This is a genomic window from Burkholderia sp. AU16741 (assembly GCF_002223345.1).
Classification (GTDB): domain Bacteria; phylum Pseudomonadota; class Gammaproteobacteria; order Burkholderiales; family Burkholderiaceae; genus Burkholderia; species Burkholderia sola.
On the sequence record NZ_NKEZ01000003.1, the window covers coordinates 183,065 to 201,667 of the forward strand.

At 67.7% G+C, this 18,603-nt stretch carries 15 protein-coding genes; 7 read left to right on the forward strand and 8 right to left on the reverse strand.

The window, feature by feature from the left end; genetic code table 11:
• Window positions 1-17 precede the first annotated feature (17 nt).
• From yajC to queA, 3 genes are all read right to left on the reverse strand, one after another.
• Window positions 18-341 (reverse strand): preprotein translocase subunit YajC, encoded by a 324-nt coding sequence (gene yajC / locus CFB89_RS03210; RefSeq protein WP_006476868.1) that lies wholly within the window; start codon window positions 339-341, stop codon window positions 18-20.
• A gap of 233 nt (window positions 342-574) precedes the next feature.
• Window positions 575-1,774, reverse strand: coding sequence for a tRNA guanosine(34) transglycosylase Tgt (gene tgt, locus CFB89_RS03215; protein ID WP_089467891.1), 1,200 nt, complete (start codon window positions 1,772-1,774; stop codon window positions 575-577).
• A gap of 197 nt (window positions 1,775-1,971) precedes the next feature.
• Window positions 1,972-3,039, reverse strand: a complete 1,068-nt coding sequence (gene queA / locus CFB89_RS03220; protein ID WP_089466712.1) for a tRNA preQ1(34) S-adenosylmethionine ribosyltransferase-isomerase QueA — start codon at window positions 3,037-3,039, stop codon at window positions 1,972-1,974.
• Window positions 3,040-3,206: 167 nt separating this feature from the next.
• Here queA and recG point away from each other — a divergent pair, with 167 nt between their 5' ends.
• The 7 genes from recG to CFB89_RS03250 all read left to right on the forward strand — a co-directional run bounded on the left by recG (window position 3,207) and on the right by CFB89_RS03250 (window position 12,835).
• Window positions 3,207-5,528, forward strand: a complete 2,322-nt coding sequence (gene recG / locus CFB89_RS03225; RefSeq protein WP_089466713.1) for an ATP-dependent DNA helicase RecG — start codon at window positions 3,207-3,209, stop codon at window positions 5,526-5,528.
• Window positions 5,529-5,655: 127 nt separating this feature from the next.
• Window positions 5,656-6,615 carry a LysR substrate-binding domain-containing protein gene (locus CFB89_RS03230; protein ID WP_089466714.1) on the forward strand — a complete coding sequence of 320 codons (960 nt, stop codon included), beginning with the start codon at window positions 5,656-5,658 and terminating at the stop codon, window positions 6,613-6,615.
• A gap of 594 nt (window positions 6,616-7,209) precedes the next feature.
• A complete protein-coding gene (katG, locus tag CFB89_RS03235) occupies window positions 7,210-9,396 on the forward strand; it encodes a catalase/peroxidase HPI (RefSeq protein WP_089466715.1) in 2,187 nt (728 codons plus the stop codon).
• Between the two features lie 41 nt (window positions 9,397-9,437).
• Window positions 9,438-9,686, forward strand: coding sequence for a hypothetical protein (locus CFB89_RS33950; protein ID WP_144030054.1), 249 nt, complete (start codon window positions 9,438-9,440; stop codon window positions 9,684-9,686).
• Between the two features lie 123 nt (window positions 9,687-9,809).
• Window positions 9,810-10,298, forward strand: coding sequence for a non-specific DNA-binding protein DpsA (gene dpsA / locus CFB89_RS03240; RefSeq protein ID WP_089466716.1), 489 nt, complete (start codon window positions 9,810-9,812; stop codon window positions 10,296-10,298).
• Between the two features lie 208 nt (window positions 10,299-10,506).
• Window positions 10,507-11,370: a 4-hydroxybenzoate octaprenyltransferase gene (ubiA, locus tag CFB89_RS03245; protein WP_089466717.1), complete on the forward strand. Its 864-nt coding sequence runs from the start codon at window positions 10,507-10,509 to the stop codon at window positions 11,368-11,370.
• 136 nt (window positions 11,371-11,506) lie between these two features.
• Window positions 11,507-12,835 (forward strand): IS4 family transposase, encoded by a 1,329-nt coding sequence (locus tag CFB89_RS03250; protein ID WP_089466718.1) that lies wholly within the window; start codon window positions 11,507-11,509, stop codon window positions 12,833-12,835.
• A 66-nt stretch (window positions 12,836-12,901) separates the two neighbouring features.
• On the opposite strand, the gene proC is transcribed toward CFB89_RS03250, so the two are convergent.
• The 5 genes from proC to CFB89_RS03275 all read right to left on the reverse strand — a co-directional run bounded on the left by proC (window position 12,902) and on the right by CFB89_RS03275 (window position 18,596).
• Window positions 12,902-13,714 carry a pyrroline-5-carboxylate reductase gene (proC, locus tag CFB89_RS03255; protein ID WP_089466719.1) on the reverse strand — a complete coding sequence of 271 codons (813 nt, stop codon included), beginning with the start codon at window positions 13,712-13,714 and terminating at the stop codon, window positions 12,902-12,904.
• 53 nt (window positions 13,715-13,767) lie between these two features.
• Entirely contained in the window at window positions 13,768-14,466 is a 699-nt protein-coding gene (locus tag CFB89_RS03260; protein ID WP_089467892.1) for a YggS family pyridoxal phosphate-dependent enzyme, read from the reverse strand.
• A 130-nt stretch (window positions 14,467-14,596) separates the two neighbouring features.
• A complete protein-coding gene (gene glcF, locus CFB89_RS03265; RefSeq protein WP_089466720.1) occupies window positions 14,597-15,823 on the reverse strand; it encodes a glycolate oxidase subunit GlcF in 1,227 nt (408 codons plus the stop codon).
• 7 nt (window positions 15,824-15,830) lie between these two features.
• Window positions 15,831-16,919, reverse strand: coding sequence for a glycolate oxidase subunit GlcE (gene glcE / locus CFB89_RS03270; RefSeq protein WP_089466721.1), 1,089 nt, complete (start codon window positions 16,917-16,919; stop codon window positions 15,831-15,833).
• A 183-nt stretch (window positions 16,920-17,102) separates the two neighbouring features.
• Window positions 17,103-18,596 carry an FAD-linked oxidase C-terminal domain-containing protein gene (locus CFB89_RS03275; RefSeq protein WP_059236029.1) on the reverse strand — a complete coding sequence of 498 codons (1,494 nt, stop codon included), beginning with the start codon at window positions 18,594-18,596 and terminating at the stop codon, window positions 17,103-17,105.
• Between the last annotated feature and the right edge of the window lie 7 nt (window positions 18,597-18,603).

Sequence of the window (18,603 nt, forward strand, 5' to 3'; positions counted from 1 at the left end):
GACGCTCGGTGTAAGCCTTACAGCGACTTGATCGTGCCCTTCGGCAGAATGGTCGTGACGGCAGCCTTCTGCACGGTGATTTCGGTGCCTTCGGCGATTTCGACGCCGATGTAGCCTTCGGTGACCTTCGTCACCTTGCCGACGAGGCCGCCGCTCGTGACGACTTCGTCGCCCTTCGCCATGGCCGCGAGCATGTTGCGGTGTTCCTTCTGGCGCTTCATCTGCGGACGGATCATGATGAAGTACAGCACCGCGAACATCAGGATGAGCGGCAGGAAGCTCATCAGGCTCGATTCGGCGCCACCGGCACCTTGCGCGAAGGCATTGGAAATGAACGGCACGTTGGTCTCTCCGTAGGGGAAGATCGAAAAATAAGCCGGTTATTCTACCACCGGCCCCATGCGCAAACGGCGTGGCAAATGCGCTTTCGGATCAAGCTGTTAACGCACGAACCGATACCGTTGCGGCTTGTTTGGAAAGGCAATTGTAATGTTTCGCGGTCGCGACCGGCATCGGGACGGCTCAATTTAGTACTCGTCCAATGCGGCGGGCCGCGGCGCGGGCCGCCGGCCCGTCAGTCGACCCCTCTGGCCCGATCCTCCGCGAAGCGCTGCCGGAACGCGTCGAACGTATGCGTTTCGATCGCGTCGCGGATCTCGTTCATCAGCTGCAGGTAGTAGTGCAGGTTGTGGATCGTGTTCAGCTGCGCGCCGAGGATCTCGCCGACCCGGTGCAGGTGATGCAGGTAGCCGCGCGAGAAGTTTTGGCACGTGTAGCACGAGCAGGTCGCGTCGAGCGGCTTCAGCGAGTTCTTGTGCGTCGCGTTGCGGATCTTCACGTCGCCGAAGCGCGTGAACAGCCAGCCGTTGCGCGCGTTGCGGGTCGGCATCACGCAGTCGAACATGTCGATGCCGTTCGCGACGCCCTCGACCAGATCCTCCGGCGTGCCGACGCCCATCAGGTAGTGCGGCTTGTTGGCCGGCAGCTTCGGGCCGACGTGGCGCAGCACGCGCATCATGTCTTCCTTCGGCTCGCCGACCGACAGCCCGCCGATCGCGAGGCCGTGGAAACCGAGTTCGGCGAGGCCCGCGAGCGATTCGTCGCGCAGGTCCTCGAACATCCCGCCCTGGACGATCCCGAACAACGCGTTCGGGTTGCCGAGCCGGTCGAACTCGTCGAGCGAGCGCTTCGCCCAGCGCAGCGACATGCGCATCGAGTCGGCCGCTTCCTTGTGCGTGGTCGGCACGCCATTGGTCGCATACGGCGTGCACTCGTCGAACTGCATCACGATGTCCGAGTTCAGCACCTTCTGGATCTGCATCGACACTTCCGGCGACAGGAACAGCTTGTCGCCGTTGATCGGCGACGCGAACGTGACGCCGTCCTCGGTGATCTTGCGCAGATCGCCGAGCGAGAACACCTGGAAGCCGCCCGAATCGGTCAGGATCGGCTTGTTCCAGCCCATGAAGCCGTGCAGGCCGCCGTGCGCGTCGATCGTGTCGAGGCCCGGGCGCAGCCACAGGTGGAACGTGTTGCCGAGGATGATCTGGGCCTTGATCTCGTGCAGCTCGCGCGGCTGGATCGCCTTCACGGTGCCGTACGTGCCGACCGGCATGAAGATCGGCGTTTCGACCGTGCCGTGATTGAGCTTCACGCGGCCGCGGCGCGCGTGGCCGTCGGTCGTCAGTAGTTCGAATTCGAGCCCGTTGGCGGGGCGGTCCTGCACGGGGGCGCTCGGATCAGCGTGCGTATCGTGGGATGAACCTTCGGTCATCGCGTCATTCTCCTTGCCACCGAAGAACAGTTCGGCGCATGTTGGAAACGCCGCCGGGCAACCGGCGGCGGGAAAAGCGGGTGCGCGCATCGTAGCGCGTACGGCGGGAAAACGGGGGCAACAGCGCTGGACGCGACCGCGCGGCGCGCAACGGCTGCTGGCAATCGCAGGCCGGTGCGTGTTCGCGCCCGCCGCGCTTAAGCGCCCGGCGCCTCCGGCGTGTCGCGCCGCGTGAGCAGCATCGCGTCGCCGTAGCTGAAGAACCGGTAGCGTTCTTCGATCGCGTGCCGGTATGCGGCGCGGATCGTCTCGACGCCCGCGAACGCGGACACCAGCATCAGCAGCGTCGACTTCGGCAGGTGGAAATTCGTGACGAGCCGGTCGACCACGCGGAAACGGTAGCCGGGCGTGATGAAGATGTCGGTTTCCGCCTGCGTGGCCGCGAGCGGGCGGCCCGCTTCGTCGGCCGCGCGCGCCGCGGCTTCGAGCGCGCGCATCGACGTCGTGCCGACCGCGATCACGTTGCCGCCTCGCGCGCGGGTCGCGGCAATCCTGTCGACGAGCGACTGCGGCAGGTCGTACCACTCGCTGTGCATCTTGTGCTCGGCGATGTTCTCGACGCGCACCGGCTGGAACGTGCCGGCGCCGACGTGCAGCGTGAGCGTCGCGCGCTCGACGCCCATCGCGTCGAGCTTCTCCAGCAGCGGCTGGTCGAAGTGGAGGCCGGCCGTCGGCGCGGCGACCGCGCCCGGGTTGCTCGCGTAGACGGTCTGGTAGCGCGTTTCGTCGGTCGCGTCGGCGTCGTGCTCGATATACGGCGGCAGCGGCAGCCGGCCGTACTGCTCGATCAGGTCCAGGCATGGCGCGGGGAAATGCAGCGTGAAGAACGGCTCGACGCGCTCGCCGACCGTCACGTCGAACGCGTCGGCCAGACGCAGCGTCGTGCCGGCGCCCGGAGACTTGCTCGCGCGGATCTGCGCGAGCGCCGTGTGCGTGCCGGTCACGCGCTCGATCAGCACCTCGATCTTGCCGCCGCTGGCCTTCTGGCCGAAGAAACGCGCCTTCAGCACCTTGGTATCGTTGAACACGAGCAGGTCGCCGGGCGCGATGCACGACGGCAGCTCGGCGAAACGGCGGTCGACGAGGCGTGCGGGCTCGACGCTGCGATCCACCTCGAGCAGGCGGCTCGCGGTGCGATCGGGCAGCGCGGTTTGTGCAATCAGCTCGGGCGGCAGATTGAAATCGAAATCGGAAAGCGTGAACATGCGGGCTGGTTCGAAGCGGCCGGCGGGCGTCGCCGGCAGGGCGGAAACGCGTAAATGGGGCGCGCGAGCCGCTATGATGGCGGGATGCGCGGCCTGGCCGGCGTCGTTGGTTCGGACGACGTGAAAGCCGCTATTGTACTTGCCTTGCGAAGCACCCAGACGATCCGATGCCTGTGTCACCACGCCGTTCCCCCGCTGCCGTCGCCGATTCCGCCGATCCGTTCGACGCGGACGATGCCGCCACGCCCGCGCCGCCCGCGTCGGCCGCTGGCGCCCGCCGCGCCGGCCCGAAGCGCGGCGCCGACGGCCGGCTCGCGCAACCCGCGGCCGCCGCGCCCGACGTCGAACCGGGCGCGGGCGGCGACGAAGCCGGCGCATCCGGCGCATCCGGCACGAAGCGCAAGAAGAAGCCGGCGGCCGACAAGCCGGTGAAAACCGCCGACAAGCTCGCGAAACTCGGCCTCACGCGCTCGATCGATCTCGTGCTGCATCTGCCGATGCGCTACGAGGACGAAACCACGCTGACGCCGATCGGCGAGTTGCTACCGGGCGGCATCGCGCAGGCCGAAGGCGTCGTGTTCGACAACGAGGTCACATTCCGTCCACGTCGCCAGCTCGTCGTGAAGATCCAGGACGACGACGGCGAGCAGCTCGTGCTGCGCTTCCTGAATTTCTACGGGTCGCAGGTCAAGCAGATGGCCGTCGGCCAGCGGCTGCGCGTGCGCGGCGACGTGCGCGGCGGCTTCTTCGGGATGGAGATGGTGCATCCGGCCGTGCGTGTCGTCGAAGCCGACGCGCCGCTGCCGCAGGTGCTGACGCCCGTCTATCCGAGCACGGCCGGCGTGTCGCAGGCGTATCTGCGCAAGGCGATCGAGAACGCGGTCGAGCGCACGCCGCTGCCCGAACTGCTGCCGCCCGAGATTCAGCGCGATTACCTGAAGCCGCTCGACGTGCCGTCGCTCGAGCAGGCGGTGCGCATCCTGCACCATCCGCGCGTCGATTCCGACGAAGCCGCGCTGATGGACGGCTCGCATCCGGCGTGGACGCGCATCAAGTTCGAGGAGCTGCTCGCGCAGCAGCTGTCGCTCAAGCGTGCGCACGAGGAGCGCCGCACGCGCGCGGCGCCCGCGATGCCGCGCCGCACCGCGACCGATACCGACGCGCTGACCACGCGCTTTTACGCGGCGCTGCCGTTCACGCTGACGGGCGCGCAGGCGCGCGTCGTCGACGAGATCGCGCACGACCTCACGCTCGCGCACCCGATGCAGCGGCTGCTGCAGGGCGACGTCGGCAGCGGCAAGACGGTCGTCGCGGCGCTGGCCGCCACGCAGGCGATCGACGCCGGCTACCAGGCCGCGCTGATGGCGCCGACCGAAATCCTCGCCGAACAGCACGCGCGCAAGCTGCGCGCATGGCTCGAGCCGCTCGGCGTCACGGTCGCGTGGCTCGCGGGCAGCCTGAAGGCGAAGGAGAAGCGCGCGGCGATCGAGGCGGCCGCGCTCGGCACCGCGCAACTCGTGATCGGCACGCACGCGATCATCCAGGACACGGTCGAATTCGCGCGGCTCGGCCTCGTGATCGTCGACGAGCAGCACCGCTTCGGCGTCGAGCAGCGTCTCGCGCTGCGCGCGAAGGCCGCGAATGCGGCCAACGGCGCACGCGACTTCCAGCCGCACCAGCTGATGATGTCGGCCACGCCGATTCCGCGCACGCTCGCGATGACGTACTACGCGGACCTCGAGGTGTCGACGATCGACGAGCTGCCGCCCGGCCGCACGCCGGTGCTGACGCGGCTGGTGGGCGACGCGCGGCGCGAAGAAGTGATCGCCCGTGTGCGCGAGGCCGCGCTGACCGGGCGGCAGGTGTACTGGGTGTGCCCGCTGATCGAGGAAAGCGAGACGCTGCAACTGCAGACGGCCGTCGAAACCTACGAGACGCTGGCCGCGGCGCTCCCCGAGTTGAAGGTCGGCCTCGTGCACGGCCGGCTGTCGCCGGCCGACAAGGCGGCCGTGATGGACGCGTTCACGCGCAACGACGTGCAACTGCTGGTCGCGACGACCGTGATCGAGGTCGGCGTCGACGTGCCGAACGCATCGCTGATGGTGATCGAGCACGCGGAGCGTTTCGGCCTGGCGCAGCTGCACCAGTTGCGCGGCCGCGTCGGGCGCGGCACCGCGGCGTCGGTGTGCGTGCTGCTGTACACCGGGCCGCTGTCGATCGCGGGCCGCGAGCGGCTGAAGACGATGCGCGAGACGACCGACGGCTTCGAGATCGCACGGCGCGACCTCGAAATCCGCGGCCCCGGCGAATTCCTCGGCGCGCGCCAGTCGGGCGCGGCGATGCTGCGCTTCGCAAACCTCGAGACCGACGGCTGGCTGATCGATCCGGCCCGCGAGGCGGCGGCGCGGTTGATTGCCGCGTATCCGGAGGTCGTCACCCAGCATCTCGCGCGCTGGCTCGGTGCGCGCGAGCAGTACCTGAAAGCCTGATCGACCGGCCTTGGGGCCGGATCGAAAGCCGCCACTCGACGCATCGCGATGCAGAGAAACTTGGCGAACCGGTGCCAACAGGTGTATAAATTAAACCTATCGCCTGTATATCTCTGATTGACCCACAATGACCCTGACTGAATTGAAGTACATCGTCGCGGTCGCGCGCGAGCGGCATTTCGGCCGCGCGGCCGAAGCGTGCTTCGTGAGCCAGCCGACGCTGTCGGTGGCGATCAAGAAGCTCGAAGACGAGCTCAACGTGCAGATTTTCGAGCGCGGCGCGAGCGAAGTGAGCGTGACGCCGATCGGCGACCAGATCGTCACCCAGGCGCAGCGCGTGCTGGAGCAGACCTTCGCGATCAAGGAGATCGCGAAGCAGGGCAAGGACCCGCTCGTCGGCCCGTTCCGCCTCGGCGTGATCTACACGATCGGGCCGTACCTGCTGCCGACCCTCGTCAAGCAGATGATCCAGCGTGTCCCGCAGATGCCGCTGATGCTGCAGGAGAACTACACGCTGAAGCTGCTCGAACTGCTGAAGCAGGGCGAGATCGACGCCGCGATCATGGCGCTGCCGTTCCCCGAGACCGGCCTGATGGTGCGGCCGCTGTACGACGAGCCGTTCGTCGTCGCGCTGCCGGCCGGCCATCCGTGGGAGAAGCGCGACGAAATCGACGCCGAGGACCTGAAGCAGGAAACCATGCTGCTGCTCGGCAACGGCCACTGCTTTCGCGATCACGTGCTCGGCGTGTGTCCGGAACTGATGCGCTTCTCGCAGACGGCCGACGGCATCCAGAAGACCTTCGAGGGCTCGTCGCTCGAAACCATTCGCCACATGGTCGCGAGCGGCGTCGGCATCACCGTGCTGCCGCGGATGTCGGTCGCCGAGATCGGCCCGCGCGCGAACGGCCCCGATGCCGAGCTTTTGTCGTACGTGCCGTTCCACGAACCGGTGCCCGACCGCCGCGTGGTGCTCGTGTGGCGCAAGAGTTTCACGCGGATGCCCGCGATCGACGCGATCAGCGACGCGATTGCCGCGTGCCAGCTGCCGGGTGTCGCGAAGCTCGACATGCCGGCGACCATGAACTGACGCAGGCGCGCATGCGTGTGTGGCAGCGTGATGAACGGGGTCGTACGACCCCGTTTATTTTTCCCTATCGAATAGATGAAATTTATTAAATTCAAATAATCGATAGGGGTAGATAGAATCCTCTACATGGATCGGCGTCGCATGCCGAGGTGCGGGATGCAGGTTGAATGCAGGCGTCAAAGGAGGATGTCATGATGCGGTCGGTATTGCAGCGCGCGCAGCGGAACACCCCGTCGCGCGACACGGTCGTACATCGCGCCAAGGCGGCGGTTCGTAGCCTGCGTCCGATTGCGTTCGCATACCTGGCGGATCGTGTGTATGGCGGATGAGTGTCGCCGCACGCCGGTCCTGTGTTCCCCCGATTCACCCGCCGTCGAGCGATGAGGGCCCATTGCATGTCCGATACCCGACAAGCCGGCCGCGTCCTTGAGCGCCTCGCCTGCGGCGCGTGGCAACGGAAGCGCGTGCCGAAGGCCGCGCACGACATTCCGTAGTACGACAGGAGGAACCGCCTGTTCCGTTTCATCCCCCGCAATGCTCCACGAACCGCGCCCGGCACGTGGGGGCCTACGAGCAAGACAAGGAGAAAAAAGCATGTCGAACGAAACGAAGTGCCCGTTCAACCACACCGCAGGCAGCGGCACGACGAACAAGGACTGGTGGCCGAATCAGCTGAACCTCAACGTCCTGCATCGGCATTCGGCGCTGTCCGATCCGATGGACCCGGATTTCGACTACGCGGAAGCATTCAAGAAGCTCGATCTCGCCGCGGTGAAGCAGGACCTGCACGCGCTGATGACGACGTCGCAGGACTGGTGGCCGGCCGACTTCGGCCACTACGGCGGCCTGTTCGTGCGCATGGCATGGCATAGCGCCGGCACGTACCGCACGGCCGACGGCCGCGGCGGCGCGGGCGGCGGGCAGCAGCGCTTCGCGCCGCTCAACAGCTGGCCGGACAACGTGAGCCTCGACAAGGCGCGCCGCCTGCTGTGGCCGATCAAGCAGAAGTACGGCCGCAACATCTCGTGGGCCGACCTGCTGATCCTGACCGGCAACGTCGCGCTCGAATCGATGGGCTTCAAGACGTTCGGCTATGCGGGCGGCCGCGCCGACACGTGGGAACCGGACGACGTCTACTGGGGCTCGGAAAAGATCTGGCTGGAACTGAGCGGCGGCCCGAACAGCCGCTACACGGGCAAGCGCGAGCTCGAAAACCCGCTCGCCGCGGTGCAGATGGGCCTGATCTACGTGAACCCGGAAGGCCCGGACGGCAATCCCGACCCGGTCGCCGCCGCGCACGACATCCGCGAGACGTTCGCGCGGATGGCGATGAACGACGAGGAAACGGTCGCGCTGATCGCGGGCGGCCACACGTTCGGCAAGACGCACGGCGCCGGCCCGGCGTCGAACGTCGGCCCCGAGCCGGAAGCCGCGGGCATCGAGCAGCAGGGCCTTGGCTGGAAGAGCACGTTCGGCACGGGCAAGGGCAAGGACACGATCACGAGCGGCCTCGAAGTCACGTGGACGTCGACGCCGACGCAGTGGAGCAACGACTTCTTCAAGCACCTGTTCAGCTACGAGTGGGAGCTCACGAAGAGCCCGGCCGGCGCGCACCAGTGGGTGGCGAAGGATGCCGGCGAAGTGATTCCCGATGCGTACGACGCGTCGAAGAAGCACCGTCCGACGATGCTGACGACCGACCTGTCGCTGCGTTTCGACCCGGCCTACGAAAAGATCTCGCGCCGCTTCTACGAGAACCCGGCCGAATTCGCCGACGCGTTCGCTCGCGCGTGGTTCAAGCTCACGCACCGCGACATGGGCCCGCGTTCCCGCTATCTCGGCCCGGAAGTGCCGGCGGAACACCTGCTGTGGCAGGACCCGGTCCCGGCCGTCGATCACCCGCTGATCGACGCCGCCGACATTGCCGCGCTGAAGGCGAAGGTGCTGGCCACGGGCCTGTCGGTGTCGCAGCTCGTGTCGACCGCATGGGCGTCGGCGGCGACGTTCCGCGGCTCGGACAAGCGCGGCGGCGCGAACGGTGCGCGCATCCGCCTCGCGCCGCAGAAGGACTGGGAAGTGAACCAGCCGGCGGCGCTCGCGGCGGTGCTCGAAACGCTCGAAGGCGTGCGGAAGGCGTTCAACGATGCGCAGACGGGCGGCAAGAAGGTGTCGCTGGCCGACCTGATCGTGCTGGCCGGTGCGGCCGGCGTCGAGCAGGCGGCGAAGCACGCGGGTATCGCGATCACGGTGCCGTTCGCACCGGGCCGCACGGATGCGTCGCAGGAAGAAACCGACGTCGACGCGATGGCCGTGCTCGAGCCGGTGGCGGACGGGTTCCGCAACTACCTGAAGCACGCGTACACGACGCCGGCCGAGGCGCTGCTGGTCGACAAGGCGCAGCTGCTGACGCTGAGCGCGCCGGAGATGACGGTGCTCGTCGGCGGCCTGCGCGTGCTCGGTGCGAATGTCGGCGATGCGAAGCATGGTGTGTTCACCGATCGTCCGGAAACGCTGACGAACGACTTCTTCGTGAACCTGCTCGACATGGGCACCGAATGGAAGCCCGTGTCGGCCGCGAACGACGTGTTCGAAGGGCGCGACCGCGCGACGGGCGCCGTCAAGTGGACGGGCACGCGCGTCGACCTGATCTTCGGTTCGCACTCGCAATTGCGTGCGCTGGCCGAGGTGTACGGCAGCGCGGATGCGAAGGAGAAGTTCGCGCGCGATTTCGTGGCGGCCTGGAACAAGGTGATGAACCTCGACCGCTTCGACCTCGCATGAACCCGGCCGCGTGCCGATGCAGTAACGCGGTAACGCAGTAAATGCAGCAACGTGAAACGGCCGGTCCGGCGACCGGCCGTTTCTTCTCTGAACGATGTCTTGTCAAAGGAGTGACGACCATGACGCAAATGATGCTCAACATGCGCGCGGCTGCGTCGCCCATTCTGCGCTCGCCGGCGGAGCTGGCGCGCTACGTCGTCGGCTTCGCGATCGTCGTCGGCGGGGCGGCGGAGCTGGTCTCGCAAGCGCTGCACGCGCTGGCGCCGATCGTGTCGGCCGCCGGCGGCTGAACGCTGCGACGATCGCTTCGCGACGCTAGAATGGCGAGTCGCGAACGCGTGCCGCACGACACGGCATGCGGATTGCTCGACGCATTTTCGCCGGTTCAACATGTCGAATGAGGAGTCCCGAAGATGGCCAAGAAAGGCAACGCCACGCAGATCAACATCGGTATCAGCGACAAGGACCGCAAGAACATCGCGGATGGCCTGTCGCGCCTGCTTGCCGATACGTTTTCGCTGTACCTGAAGACCCACAATTTCCACTGGAACGTGACCGGGCCGATGTTCAACACGCTGCACCTGATGTTCGAGGAGCAGTACAACGAACTGTGGCTCGCGGTCGATTCCATCGCCGAGCGCATTCGGACGCTGGGCGTCGTCGCGCCCGGCACGTTCGCCGAATTCGCGAAACTGTCGTCGGTGCCGGAAGCGAAGGGCGTGCCGGCCGCCGAGGACATGATTCGCCAGCTCGTCGAAGGGCACGAGACGGTCGTGCGCACCGCGCGCGAAATCTTCCCGATCGCCGACGCGGCGAGCGACGAGCCGACCGCCGACCTGCTCACGCAGCGCCTGCAGACGCATGAAAAGACCGCATGGATGCTGCGGTCGCTGCTCGCGTAAGCCCGGCCGCGGCCGGGGACGGCAGGCTGGCCCGCTCCGGGGCGGGGCCGACTCTGGCCCCGGATTGACGTGCGTTGGGGCGCGGCCGCGCGCGGCGTGCCGCTGCGGCCCGCCCGCTCGTTGCGGACGCCGGCCGCGGGTCGCGCCGACATGACGCGGAACACCGGTCGGCTCTAAAATGCCGGGATTCTCTTCCCGGTGCTTCGCCATGCTTGCCCGCTTTCCCCTGTATCTGCGGCTCGTCCGGATGGACAAGCCGATCGGCAGCCTGCTGCTGCTGTGGCCGACGCTCAACGCGTTGTGGATCGCGTCGGACGGCCACCCGCGCTGGCCGCTGCTCGCGATCTTCACGCTCGGCACGCTGCTGATGCGCTCGGCCGGCTGCGCGATGAACGATTACGCCGACCGCGATTTCGACCGCCACGTGAAGCGCACGGCCGACCGGCCGCTGACGTCGGGCAAGATCCGCGCATGGGAAGCCGTCGCGATCGCGGTCGGGCTGTCGTTCATCGCGTTCCTGCTGATCCTGCCGCTCAATACGCTGACGAAGGAATTGTCGGTCGTCGCGCTGTTCGTCGCCGGCTCCTATCCGTTCATGAAGCGCTTCTTCGCGATTCCGCAGGCGTATCTCGGCATCGCGTTCGGCTTCGGCATCCCGATGGCGTTCGCGGCCGTGCAGGACACGGTGCCGGCGCTGGCGTGGGTGATGCTGGTCGCGAACATCTTCTGGTCGGTCGCGTACGACACCGAATATGCGATGGTCGATCGCGACGACGACATCAAGATCGGCATCCGCACGTCCGCGCTGACGTTCGGCCGTTTCGACGTCGCGGCCGTGATGGCGTGCTACGCGGCGACGCTCGGCATCTACGTGTGGATCGGCGTGACGCTCGGCTTCGGCCTCGCGTACTGGGTGGGCTGGGCGGCGGCGGCCGGTTGCGCGCTGTATCACTACACGCTGATCAAGGATCGCGAACGGATGCCGTGCTTCGCGGCGTTCCGCCACAACAACTGGCTCGGCGGCGCGCTGTTCGCGGGGATTGCCGCGCATTACCTGCTGGCTGGCAACTGAACGACGCTGCGCGCGTCTTTTCGCGCGGCGCCCACGAAAAAGCGACCCGAGGGCTAATGCCGTTCAGTTAAGAACTGAACGGCATTTTTGTTTTGGGTGTTGTAAACGGTGATGGAGGCTGTTAACCTGCGTCGCCATGCTTGATGACACCCTGAATTTTCTCGCTGAAGAACAGGAGACGCCCGACTGGGCTCGTCTGGGTGAGCACTTGCCCTACGAGTGGATTGAGCAGGTGGTGGCTTACACGGGACGGGCGAGCATCCGGCAACGCCGCTTGCCCGCTGAACAGGTTGTTTGGCTGGTTATTGCGCTGGCATTGTATCGGCATCAATCGATCAGCGAGGTTGTCGACGATCTCGATCTTGCGCTACCGGATATGCAGGCGCCGTTCGTCAGCAAGAGCGCTGTCGCTCAGGCCCGGCAGCGCCTGGGCGCGCAACCACTGAAGGCGCTGTTCGAATTGTCGGCCAAGGCGTGGGCCGAGCAGGACCGCAAACAATACCTGTTCAAGGGGTTGAGCCTGTTTGCGATGGATGGCACGACGCTCAGGACGGCGGACACCCCCGAACATCGGGCTCATTTCGGCGCCCAGGTTTATGCCGGCAACACCATCGCCAGTTATCCGCAGGTCCGTGGCGTGACGCTGACTGCCGTGCCCACGCACCTGATCCGCAGCGCGGCGTTCGGTCCGTATGGCACGAACGAGATGCTATATGCCAAGGATCTGCTCGACGCCATCCCCGATGATTCGCTGACGGTATTCGACAAGGGGTTTCTATCTGCAGAAATCCTGTGTGGCTTGAGCCGCGCGGGTTCGAACCGTCACTTCCTCATCCCGGCCAAGGCCAACACCAAATGGGAAGTCATCGAGGGAACGCCTGATGATGCGGTGGTAAGCATGCGCGTGTCGCCCCAGGCACGCAAGAAATGCCCGGACCTGCCAGAGGTGTGGCAGGCGCGAGCCGTCACCCTGGTCGACTCAAGTGCCCGCAAGCGCGTACTGCTGACGTCACTGTTCGACCGAAAACGCTACACGAGCGCCGATATCGTGGCCTGCTATGCGCGCCGCTGGCAAATTGAAACCAGCTATCGAGAACTCAAGCAGACGATGATGGGCATGGCGCCGATCCTGCGCAGCCGCAGCGTTGAGGGGGTGTATCAGGAAATCTGGGGCGCGCTGATTGCCTACAACCTCGTGCGATTGGAGATTGCCAAGGCCGCGCTTGCGGTGAAGTGCGAGCCGACCGAGATTAGCTTCGTGCGCGCCTTCCACGTCATCCAGTACGAATTGCACTGGGCCGCGGTTACCCGTGCGCAGGGCAAACTCCCAGCCCTGCTGCAACGACTGCGACTACGTCTGGTCGCGCTACTCAAAGAAGAACGGCCCGCTCGAAAATTCGAGCGGGCCGTGAAGGCCGTGCCAAAACGCTATGCCGTCCGCGTCCTTAAAAAGAACCTTAACTGAACGGCATTAGACCCGAGGGTCGCTTTTTTGCGCCCGGCGCCGGACAAACCGGCGTCGCTGTCGCGCTTACGCGCGGCCGAGCTCGTCGCCCATTTCCTTCGCCCGCGCTTCGGCCGCGAGCGCGCCGCGCACGATCGCTTCCTTCACGCCCTGCGCGTCGAACGCCGCAAGCGCGGCGGCCGTCGTGCCGCCCTTCGACGTCACGCGTTCGCGCAGCACGCTCGCCGGTTCGCCCGATTGCGCGGCGAGTTGCGCGGCGCCCGTGAACGTCGCGACCGCGAGCGCGCGGCCCTGCTCGTCGTTCATGCCGAGACGGCGCGCGGCTTCCTGCAGCGCCTCGATGAAATAGAACACGTACGCGGGGCCGCTGCCCGAAATCGCGGTGACCGCGTCGAGCTGCGATTCGTCGTCGAACCACACGATCTCGCCGACCGCGCCGAGCACGTTCGACGCGAGTTCGCGGCCGGCCGCGTCGACGCCCGGCAGCGCGGCCAGGCCCGTCACGCCCATGCCGACCAGCGCGGGCGTGTTCGGCATCGTGCGCACGACGCGCGCGTAGCCGCCGAGCCAGCGGGCGAGATCCGTGCCGCGGATGCCGGCCGCGATGCTGATCACGAGCTGCGACTTCAGGTGCGGCGCGAGCGCCTGCGCGACGTCGTGCAGCACCTGCGGCTTCACCGCGAGCACGATCGCGTCGTAGTCGGCGAGCGTCGCGTCGATGGCCGCGCCGGTACGGATGCCGAACTGCTGCGCGGCGCGCGCGCGGACGTCTTCGTTGACGTCGATGGCGTACAGGCCGTCCGCGGCGACGCCGCGCTTGATCAGGCCGCCGATCAGGGCCGCGGCCATGTTGCCGCCGCCGATGAATGCGATTTTCATGATGTCGGGAATGAGCGAGTGAGTGAACGAAAAGGCGGAAAAGGGCGCGGCGTTCAGTGCGCGTAATCGCGTGCGCCGAAGATCGCGGTGCCGACGCGCACGATCGTCGCGCCTTCGAGCACCGCGGCTTCGAGATCGGCGGACATGCCCATCGACAGCGTGTCGAGCGGCAGGCCCTCGGCGCGCAACGTGTCGAACAACGCGCGCAGCGCGCGATGCGGCGCGCGTTGCGCGTCGGTGTCGCCGGCCGGTTCGGGAATCGCCATCAGGCCGCGCAGCCGCAGCGACGGCAGCGCGGCGACCGCACGCGCGACTTCCGCCACGTCGGCCGGCGCGACGCCGCTCTTCGACGCCTCGCCGCTGATGTTCACCTGCACGCACACGTTGAGCGGCGGCAGGTGCGCGGGGCGCTGTTCCGACAGGCGCTGCGCGATCTTCAGCCGGTCGACCGAATGGACCCAGTCGAAGCGCTCGGCGGCGGCGCGCGTCTTGTTCGATTGCAGCGGCCCGATGAAATGCCATTCGAGGCTCGCGCGCAGATCGGCGAGCGCGTCGATCTTGTCGATCGATTCCTGCACGTAGTTTTCGCCGAACGCGCGTTGCCCGGCCGCATGCGCGGCGCGCACGTCGTCGGCCGGGAACGTCTTCGACACGGCGAGCAGCGAGACGGTGGCGGGATCGCGGCCGGCCGCGCGGGCGGCGTCGGCGATGCGGCGGTGAACGGAGTCGAGGCGGGCGGCGAGATCGGACATGACGGGCACGAAAGCAGGCACGGAAGCGGACATGAAGCCGATGCGCCGCGACACGCCGCGCATCGGTCCGCTCATTATACGGACGCCGTGCGTGCGCCCGTCCGCCCGTTGCGCGCAGGGACGGCGGGGTCTAGCCGTACAGCAAATGCTCGACGAGCTGAATCCAGTGGGCGACCGGCACCTGCGTGCCGCTTTGCAGGTGCGCGATGCAGCCGATGTTGCCGGACACGATCATCTGCGGTTCGAGCGCCTGCAGCTTCAGCAGCTTCTGCTTGCGCAACCGGTACGACAGCGACGGCTGCGTCAGCGAGTAGGTGCCGGCCGAGCCGCAGCACAGGTGGCTGTCGGCCGGCAGCCGCACGTCGATGCCGAGCGTCTCCAGCAGGCGCTCGACCTTGCCGCGCGACTGCTGGCCGTGCTGCAGCGTGCACGGCGGGTGGTACGCGACCGTATGGATCGCGCGGCGCCGCGCGATCGTCGCGAGTTCGGCCTCGAACGCGAGCAGCACGTCGGAGACGTCGCGCGTCAGCGACACGATGCGCTGCGCCTTCTCCGCGTAGGCCGGATCGTCGCGCAGCAGGTGCGCGTATTCGAGCACCGTCGCGCCGCAGCCCGACGCGTTCATCACGATCGCCTCGGCGCCCTGTTCGACGTGGGGCCACCACGCGTCGATGTTGCGGCGCGCGTCGTCGAGCGCTTCGTCGTGATAGTTCAGGTGCAGGCGGATCGCGCCGCAGCAGCCCGCGTCGGGCGCGACGACCGTCTCGATGCCGAGCGCGTCGAGCACGCGCGCGGTCGCGATGTTGATGTTCGGCAGCATCGACGGCTGCACGCAGCCGCCGAGCATCAGCATCTTGCGCGTATGCGTGCGGTGCGGCCATTCGAGCAGCCGCGTGCGCGGCGGCACCTTGTCGCGCAGCCGCTTCGGCAGCAGCGGCCGCACGTGCTGGCCGAGGCGCATCACCGGCGAGAACAGCGCGGCGTTCGGCACGACGCTCGCGAGCACGCGGCGCATCAGCCGCTGCTGCGCGGGGCGCTCCACCCGCGCCTCGACGTGCTTGCGGCCGATCTCGACGAGCCGGCCGTACTGGACGCCGGACGGGCAGGTGGTCTCGCAGCTGCGGCACGTGAGGCAGCGGTCGAGGTGCTGTTGCGTGCTGCGCGTGACGGTCGCGCCTTCGACCATCTGCTTGATCAGGTAGATGCGGCCGCGCGGGCCGTCGAGTTCGTCGCCGAGCAGTTGATAGGTCGGGCAGGTCGCGGTGCAGAACCCGCAGTGCACGCACTTGCGCAGGATCGCGTCGGCCTCGTCGCCGTCGGGCGTGTTGCGGATGAAATCGGCGAGATTCGTTTGCATCCAGCCCTCAGAGATCAGGGTAAAGCCGGCCGCGATTGAAGATGCGCGCGGGATCGAACGCGCTTTTCAGCCCGCGGTGGATCTTCATCATCGGCGCGGGCAGCGGCGTGAACACGCCCGCGCTGCGGTCGTAGGTGTCGCCCGCGCGGAACAGCGTCGCATGGCCGCCGGCCTGCTTCGCGCTCATGCGCACGGTTTGCGCGTCGGCGTCGGTGATCCACCAGCGCTGCGCGCCGCCCCATTCCATCAACTGGGTGCCGGGCAGGTGCATCGGTTCGGTGATCGACGGCAGCGACAGGCGCCACAGCGCGTAGCCGGGCGGGATGCCGTTGAAGAACGGGTCGGTGTGCTCGCGCAGGCCGGCCCAGAAGCGCTCGGCCTCGACCGCGTCGACGACTTCGCCGCCGAGCAGCGTTTTCGCGGATTTCACGGCGGCTTCCGCGCCCGACAGGCGCAGCACCAGCGTGCCGTTGCGCCACGCGCTCGCGCTGACCGGCAGCGGATGGCCGCCCCATTCGTTGAGCTTGCGCACCGCGTCGGTCGCGGTCATCTCGAACTTCAGCGTGACCTCGGCGACGGGCATCGGCAGCACCTTGATCGACAGGTCGAGCATCAGCCCGAGCGTGCCGAGCGCGCCGGCCATCAGCCGCGACACGTCGTAGCCGGCGACGTTCTTCACGACCTGCCCGCCGAAGCGCAGCATTTCGCCGCGGCCGTTCATCAGCGTGACGCCGAGCACGAAATCGCGCGGTGCGCCGCAGGTGGCGCGGCGCGGGCCCGCGAGGCCGGCCGCGACGCAGCCGCCGACGGTGGCCGCGCGGCCGAAATGCGGCGGCTCGAACGGCAGCATCTGGCCGCACTCGGCGAGGACGGTTTCAAGCTGCGCGAGCGGCGTGCCCGCGCGGACCGTGACGACGAGTTCGGCCGGGTCGTACGACACGATGCCCTGAAACGCGCGCGTGTCGAGTATTTCGCCCTCGAGCGCCTGGCCGTACCAGTCCTTGGTGCCGCCGCCGCGAATCCGCAGCGGCCGGCCGTCGGCACTGGCCGCGCGCACGCGCTCGGCCCATCCGGCGACGATGTCGTCCTCTTCCATGTTCCGTTGCTGCCTCGACTTGTTGTTCGGTCGATTGTACCGGGGTGGCGCGATTCCACATCGCGACTATCCCTAAGCCCCGTCTCGCGTGCGGCATGCCGGCGCCGGTGCGGGGCCGCGCCGTGCGGCCCGGCAGAGCCCCGCGCCGCGGCCGCCGGTGGCGGGCCGCGACCCGCGCGCCGCTCAGAAACGCGGCAGGTCGGGGTGCGGCAGCAGCCCGCCGCGCACGTGCTGGCGACCGTATTCGGCGCAGCGCGCGCGGGTCGGGATGCCCTTGTCCGGGTTTAGCAGCCCGGCCGGATCGAATGCGCGCTTGACCGCGAAGAACGCATCGCGCTCCTGCGGCGAGAACTGCACGCACATCGAATTGAGTTTTTCGATGCCGACACCGTGCTCGCCCGTCACGCTGCCGCCGAATTCCACGCAGCATTCGAGGATTTCCGCGCCGAACTGCTCGGCGCGGTGCAGCTCGTCCGGATCGTTCGCGTTGTACAGGATCAGCGGATGCATGTTGCCGTCGCCCGCATGGAACACGTTGATGCAGCGCAGCCCGTAGCGCGTTTCGAGCTGCTCGATGCGCGCGAGCAGCGGGCCGATCGCGCGGCGCGGCACGGTGCCGTCCATGCAGTAATAGTCGGCGGAAATGCGGCCGGCGGCCGGGAACGCGTTCTTGCGGCCCGACCAGTAGCGCAGCCGCTCCTGTTCGTTGCGCGACACCTGGATGCGCGTCGCGCCGTGTTCGCGCAGCACGGCCGTCATCCGCACGATTTCCTCGGCGACCTCTTCCGGCGTGCCGTCCGATTCGCACAGCAGGATCGCCTTCGCGTCGAGGTCGTAGCCCGCGTGCGTGAACGCCTCGACGGCTTGCGTGGCCGGCTTGTCCATCATCTCGAGCCCGGCCGGGATGATGCCCGACGCGATGATCGCCGCCACCGCCTCGCCGCCCTTGACGACGTCGTCGAAGCTCGCCATCACGAGCTGCGCGGTCTGCGGCTTCGGGATCAGCCGCACCGTGACCTCGGTGACGATCGCGAACATCCCTTCGCTGCCGATCATCACCGCGAGCAGGTCGAGGCCCGGCATGTCGAGCGCGAGCGAGCCGAATTCGACGACCTCGCCGTCGATCGTCACCGCGCGCACGCGCATCACGTTGTGCACGGTCAGCCCGTATTTCAGGCAGTGGACGCCGCCGGAATTTTCCGCGACGTTGCCGCCGATCGTGCATGCGATCTGCGACGACGGATCGGGTGCGTAATACAGGCCGTACGGCGCGGCCGCCTCCGAGATCGCGAGGTTACGCACGCCGGGCTGCACGGTCGCGGTGCGCGCGTACGGGTCGACTTCGACGATGCGCGTGAAGCGCGCGAGCGACAGCACGACGCCGAGCGCGATCGGCAGCGCGCCGCCGGACAGGCTCGTGCCGGCGCCGCGCGGCACGATCGGCACTTCCATGCGGCGGCAGATCTGCACGATCCGCTGCACCTGCGACTCCGTCTCGGGCAACGCGACCGCGAGCGGCAGCCGCCGGTAGGCGGACAGGCCGTCGCATTCGTACGGCGCCGTGTCCTCGTCGCGGTACAGCAGGCAGTGCGTCGGCAGCACGGCCATCAGCGCCTGCACGACTTCGCGCTGGCGCTGCGCGCGGGCGGCGCTCGACAGTTCGACGGGAGCGTTCATGAGGTCT

What these genes read in the sequence shown, in the direction of transcription:
- tgt (WP_089467891.1), bottom strand. Translation starts at nt 1,774, where the DNA reads ATGACCGAAGGTTCATCCCACGATACGCACGCTGATCCGAGCGCCCCC.
- queA (WP_089466712.1), bottom strand. Translation starts at nt 3,039, where the DNA reads ATGTTCACGCTTTCCGATTTCGATTTCAATCTGCCGCCCGAGCTGATT.
- recG (WP_089466713.1), top strand. Translation starts at nt 3,207, where the DNA reads ATGCCTGTGTCACCACGCCGTTCCCCCGCTGCCGTCGCCGATTCCGCC.
- CFB89_RS03230 (WP_089466714.1), top strand. Translation starts at nt 5,656, where the DNA reads ATGACCCTGACTGAATTGAAGTACATCGTCGCGGTCGCGCGCGAGCGG.
- katG (WP_089466715.1), top strand. Translation starts at nt 7,210, where the DNA reads ATGTCGAACGAAACGAAGTGCCCGTTCAACCACACCGCAGGCAGCGGC.
- CFB89_RS33950 (WP_144030054.1), top strand. Translation starts at nt 9,438, where the DNA reads ATGCAGCAACGTGAAACGGCCGGTCCGGCGACCGGCCGTTTCTTCTCT.
- dpsA (WP_089466716.1), top strand. Translation starts at nt 9,810, where the DNA reads ATGGCCAAGAAAGGCAACGCCACGCAGATCAACATCGGTATCAGCGAC.
- ubiA (WP_089466717.1), top strand. Translation starts at nt 10,507, where the DNA reads ATGCTTGCCCGCTTTCCCCTGTATCTGCGGCTCGTCCGGATGGACAAG.
- CFB89_RS03250 (WP_089466718.1), top strand. Translation starts at nt 11,507, where the DNA reads ATGCTTGATGACACCCTGAATTTTCTCGCTGAAGAACAGGAGACGCCC.
- proC (WP_089466719.1), bottom strand. Translation starts at nt 13,714, where the DNA reads ATGAAAATCGCATTCATCGGCGGCGGCAACATGGCCGCGGCCCTGATC.
- CFB89_RS03260 (WP_089467892.1), bottom strand. Translation starts at nt 14,466, where the DNA reads ATGTCCGATCTCGCCGCCCGCCTCGACTCCGTTCACCGCCGCATCGCC.
- glcF (WP_089466720.1), bottom strand. Translation starts at nt 15,823, where the DNA reads ATGCAAACGAATCTCGCCGATTTCATCCGCAACACGCCCGACGGCGAC.
- glcE (WP_089466721.1), bottom strand. Translation starts at nt 16,919, where the DNA reads ATGGAAGAGGACGACATCGTCGCCGGATGGGCCGAGCGCGTGCGCGCG.
- CFB89_RS03275 (WP_059236029.1), bottom strand. Translation starts at nt 18,596, where the DNA reads ATGAACGCTCCCGTCGAACTGTCGAGCGCCGCCCGCGCGCAGCGCCAG.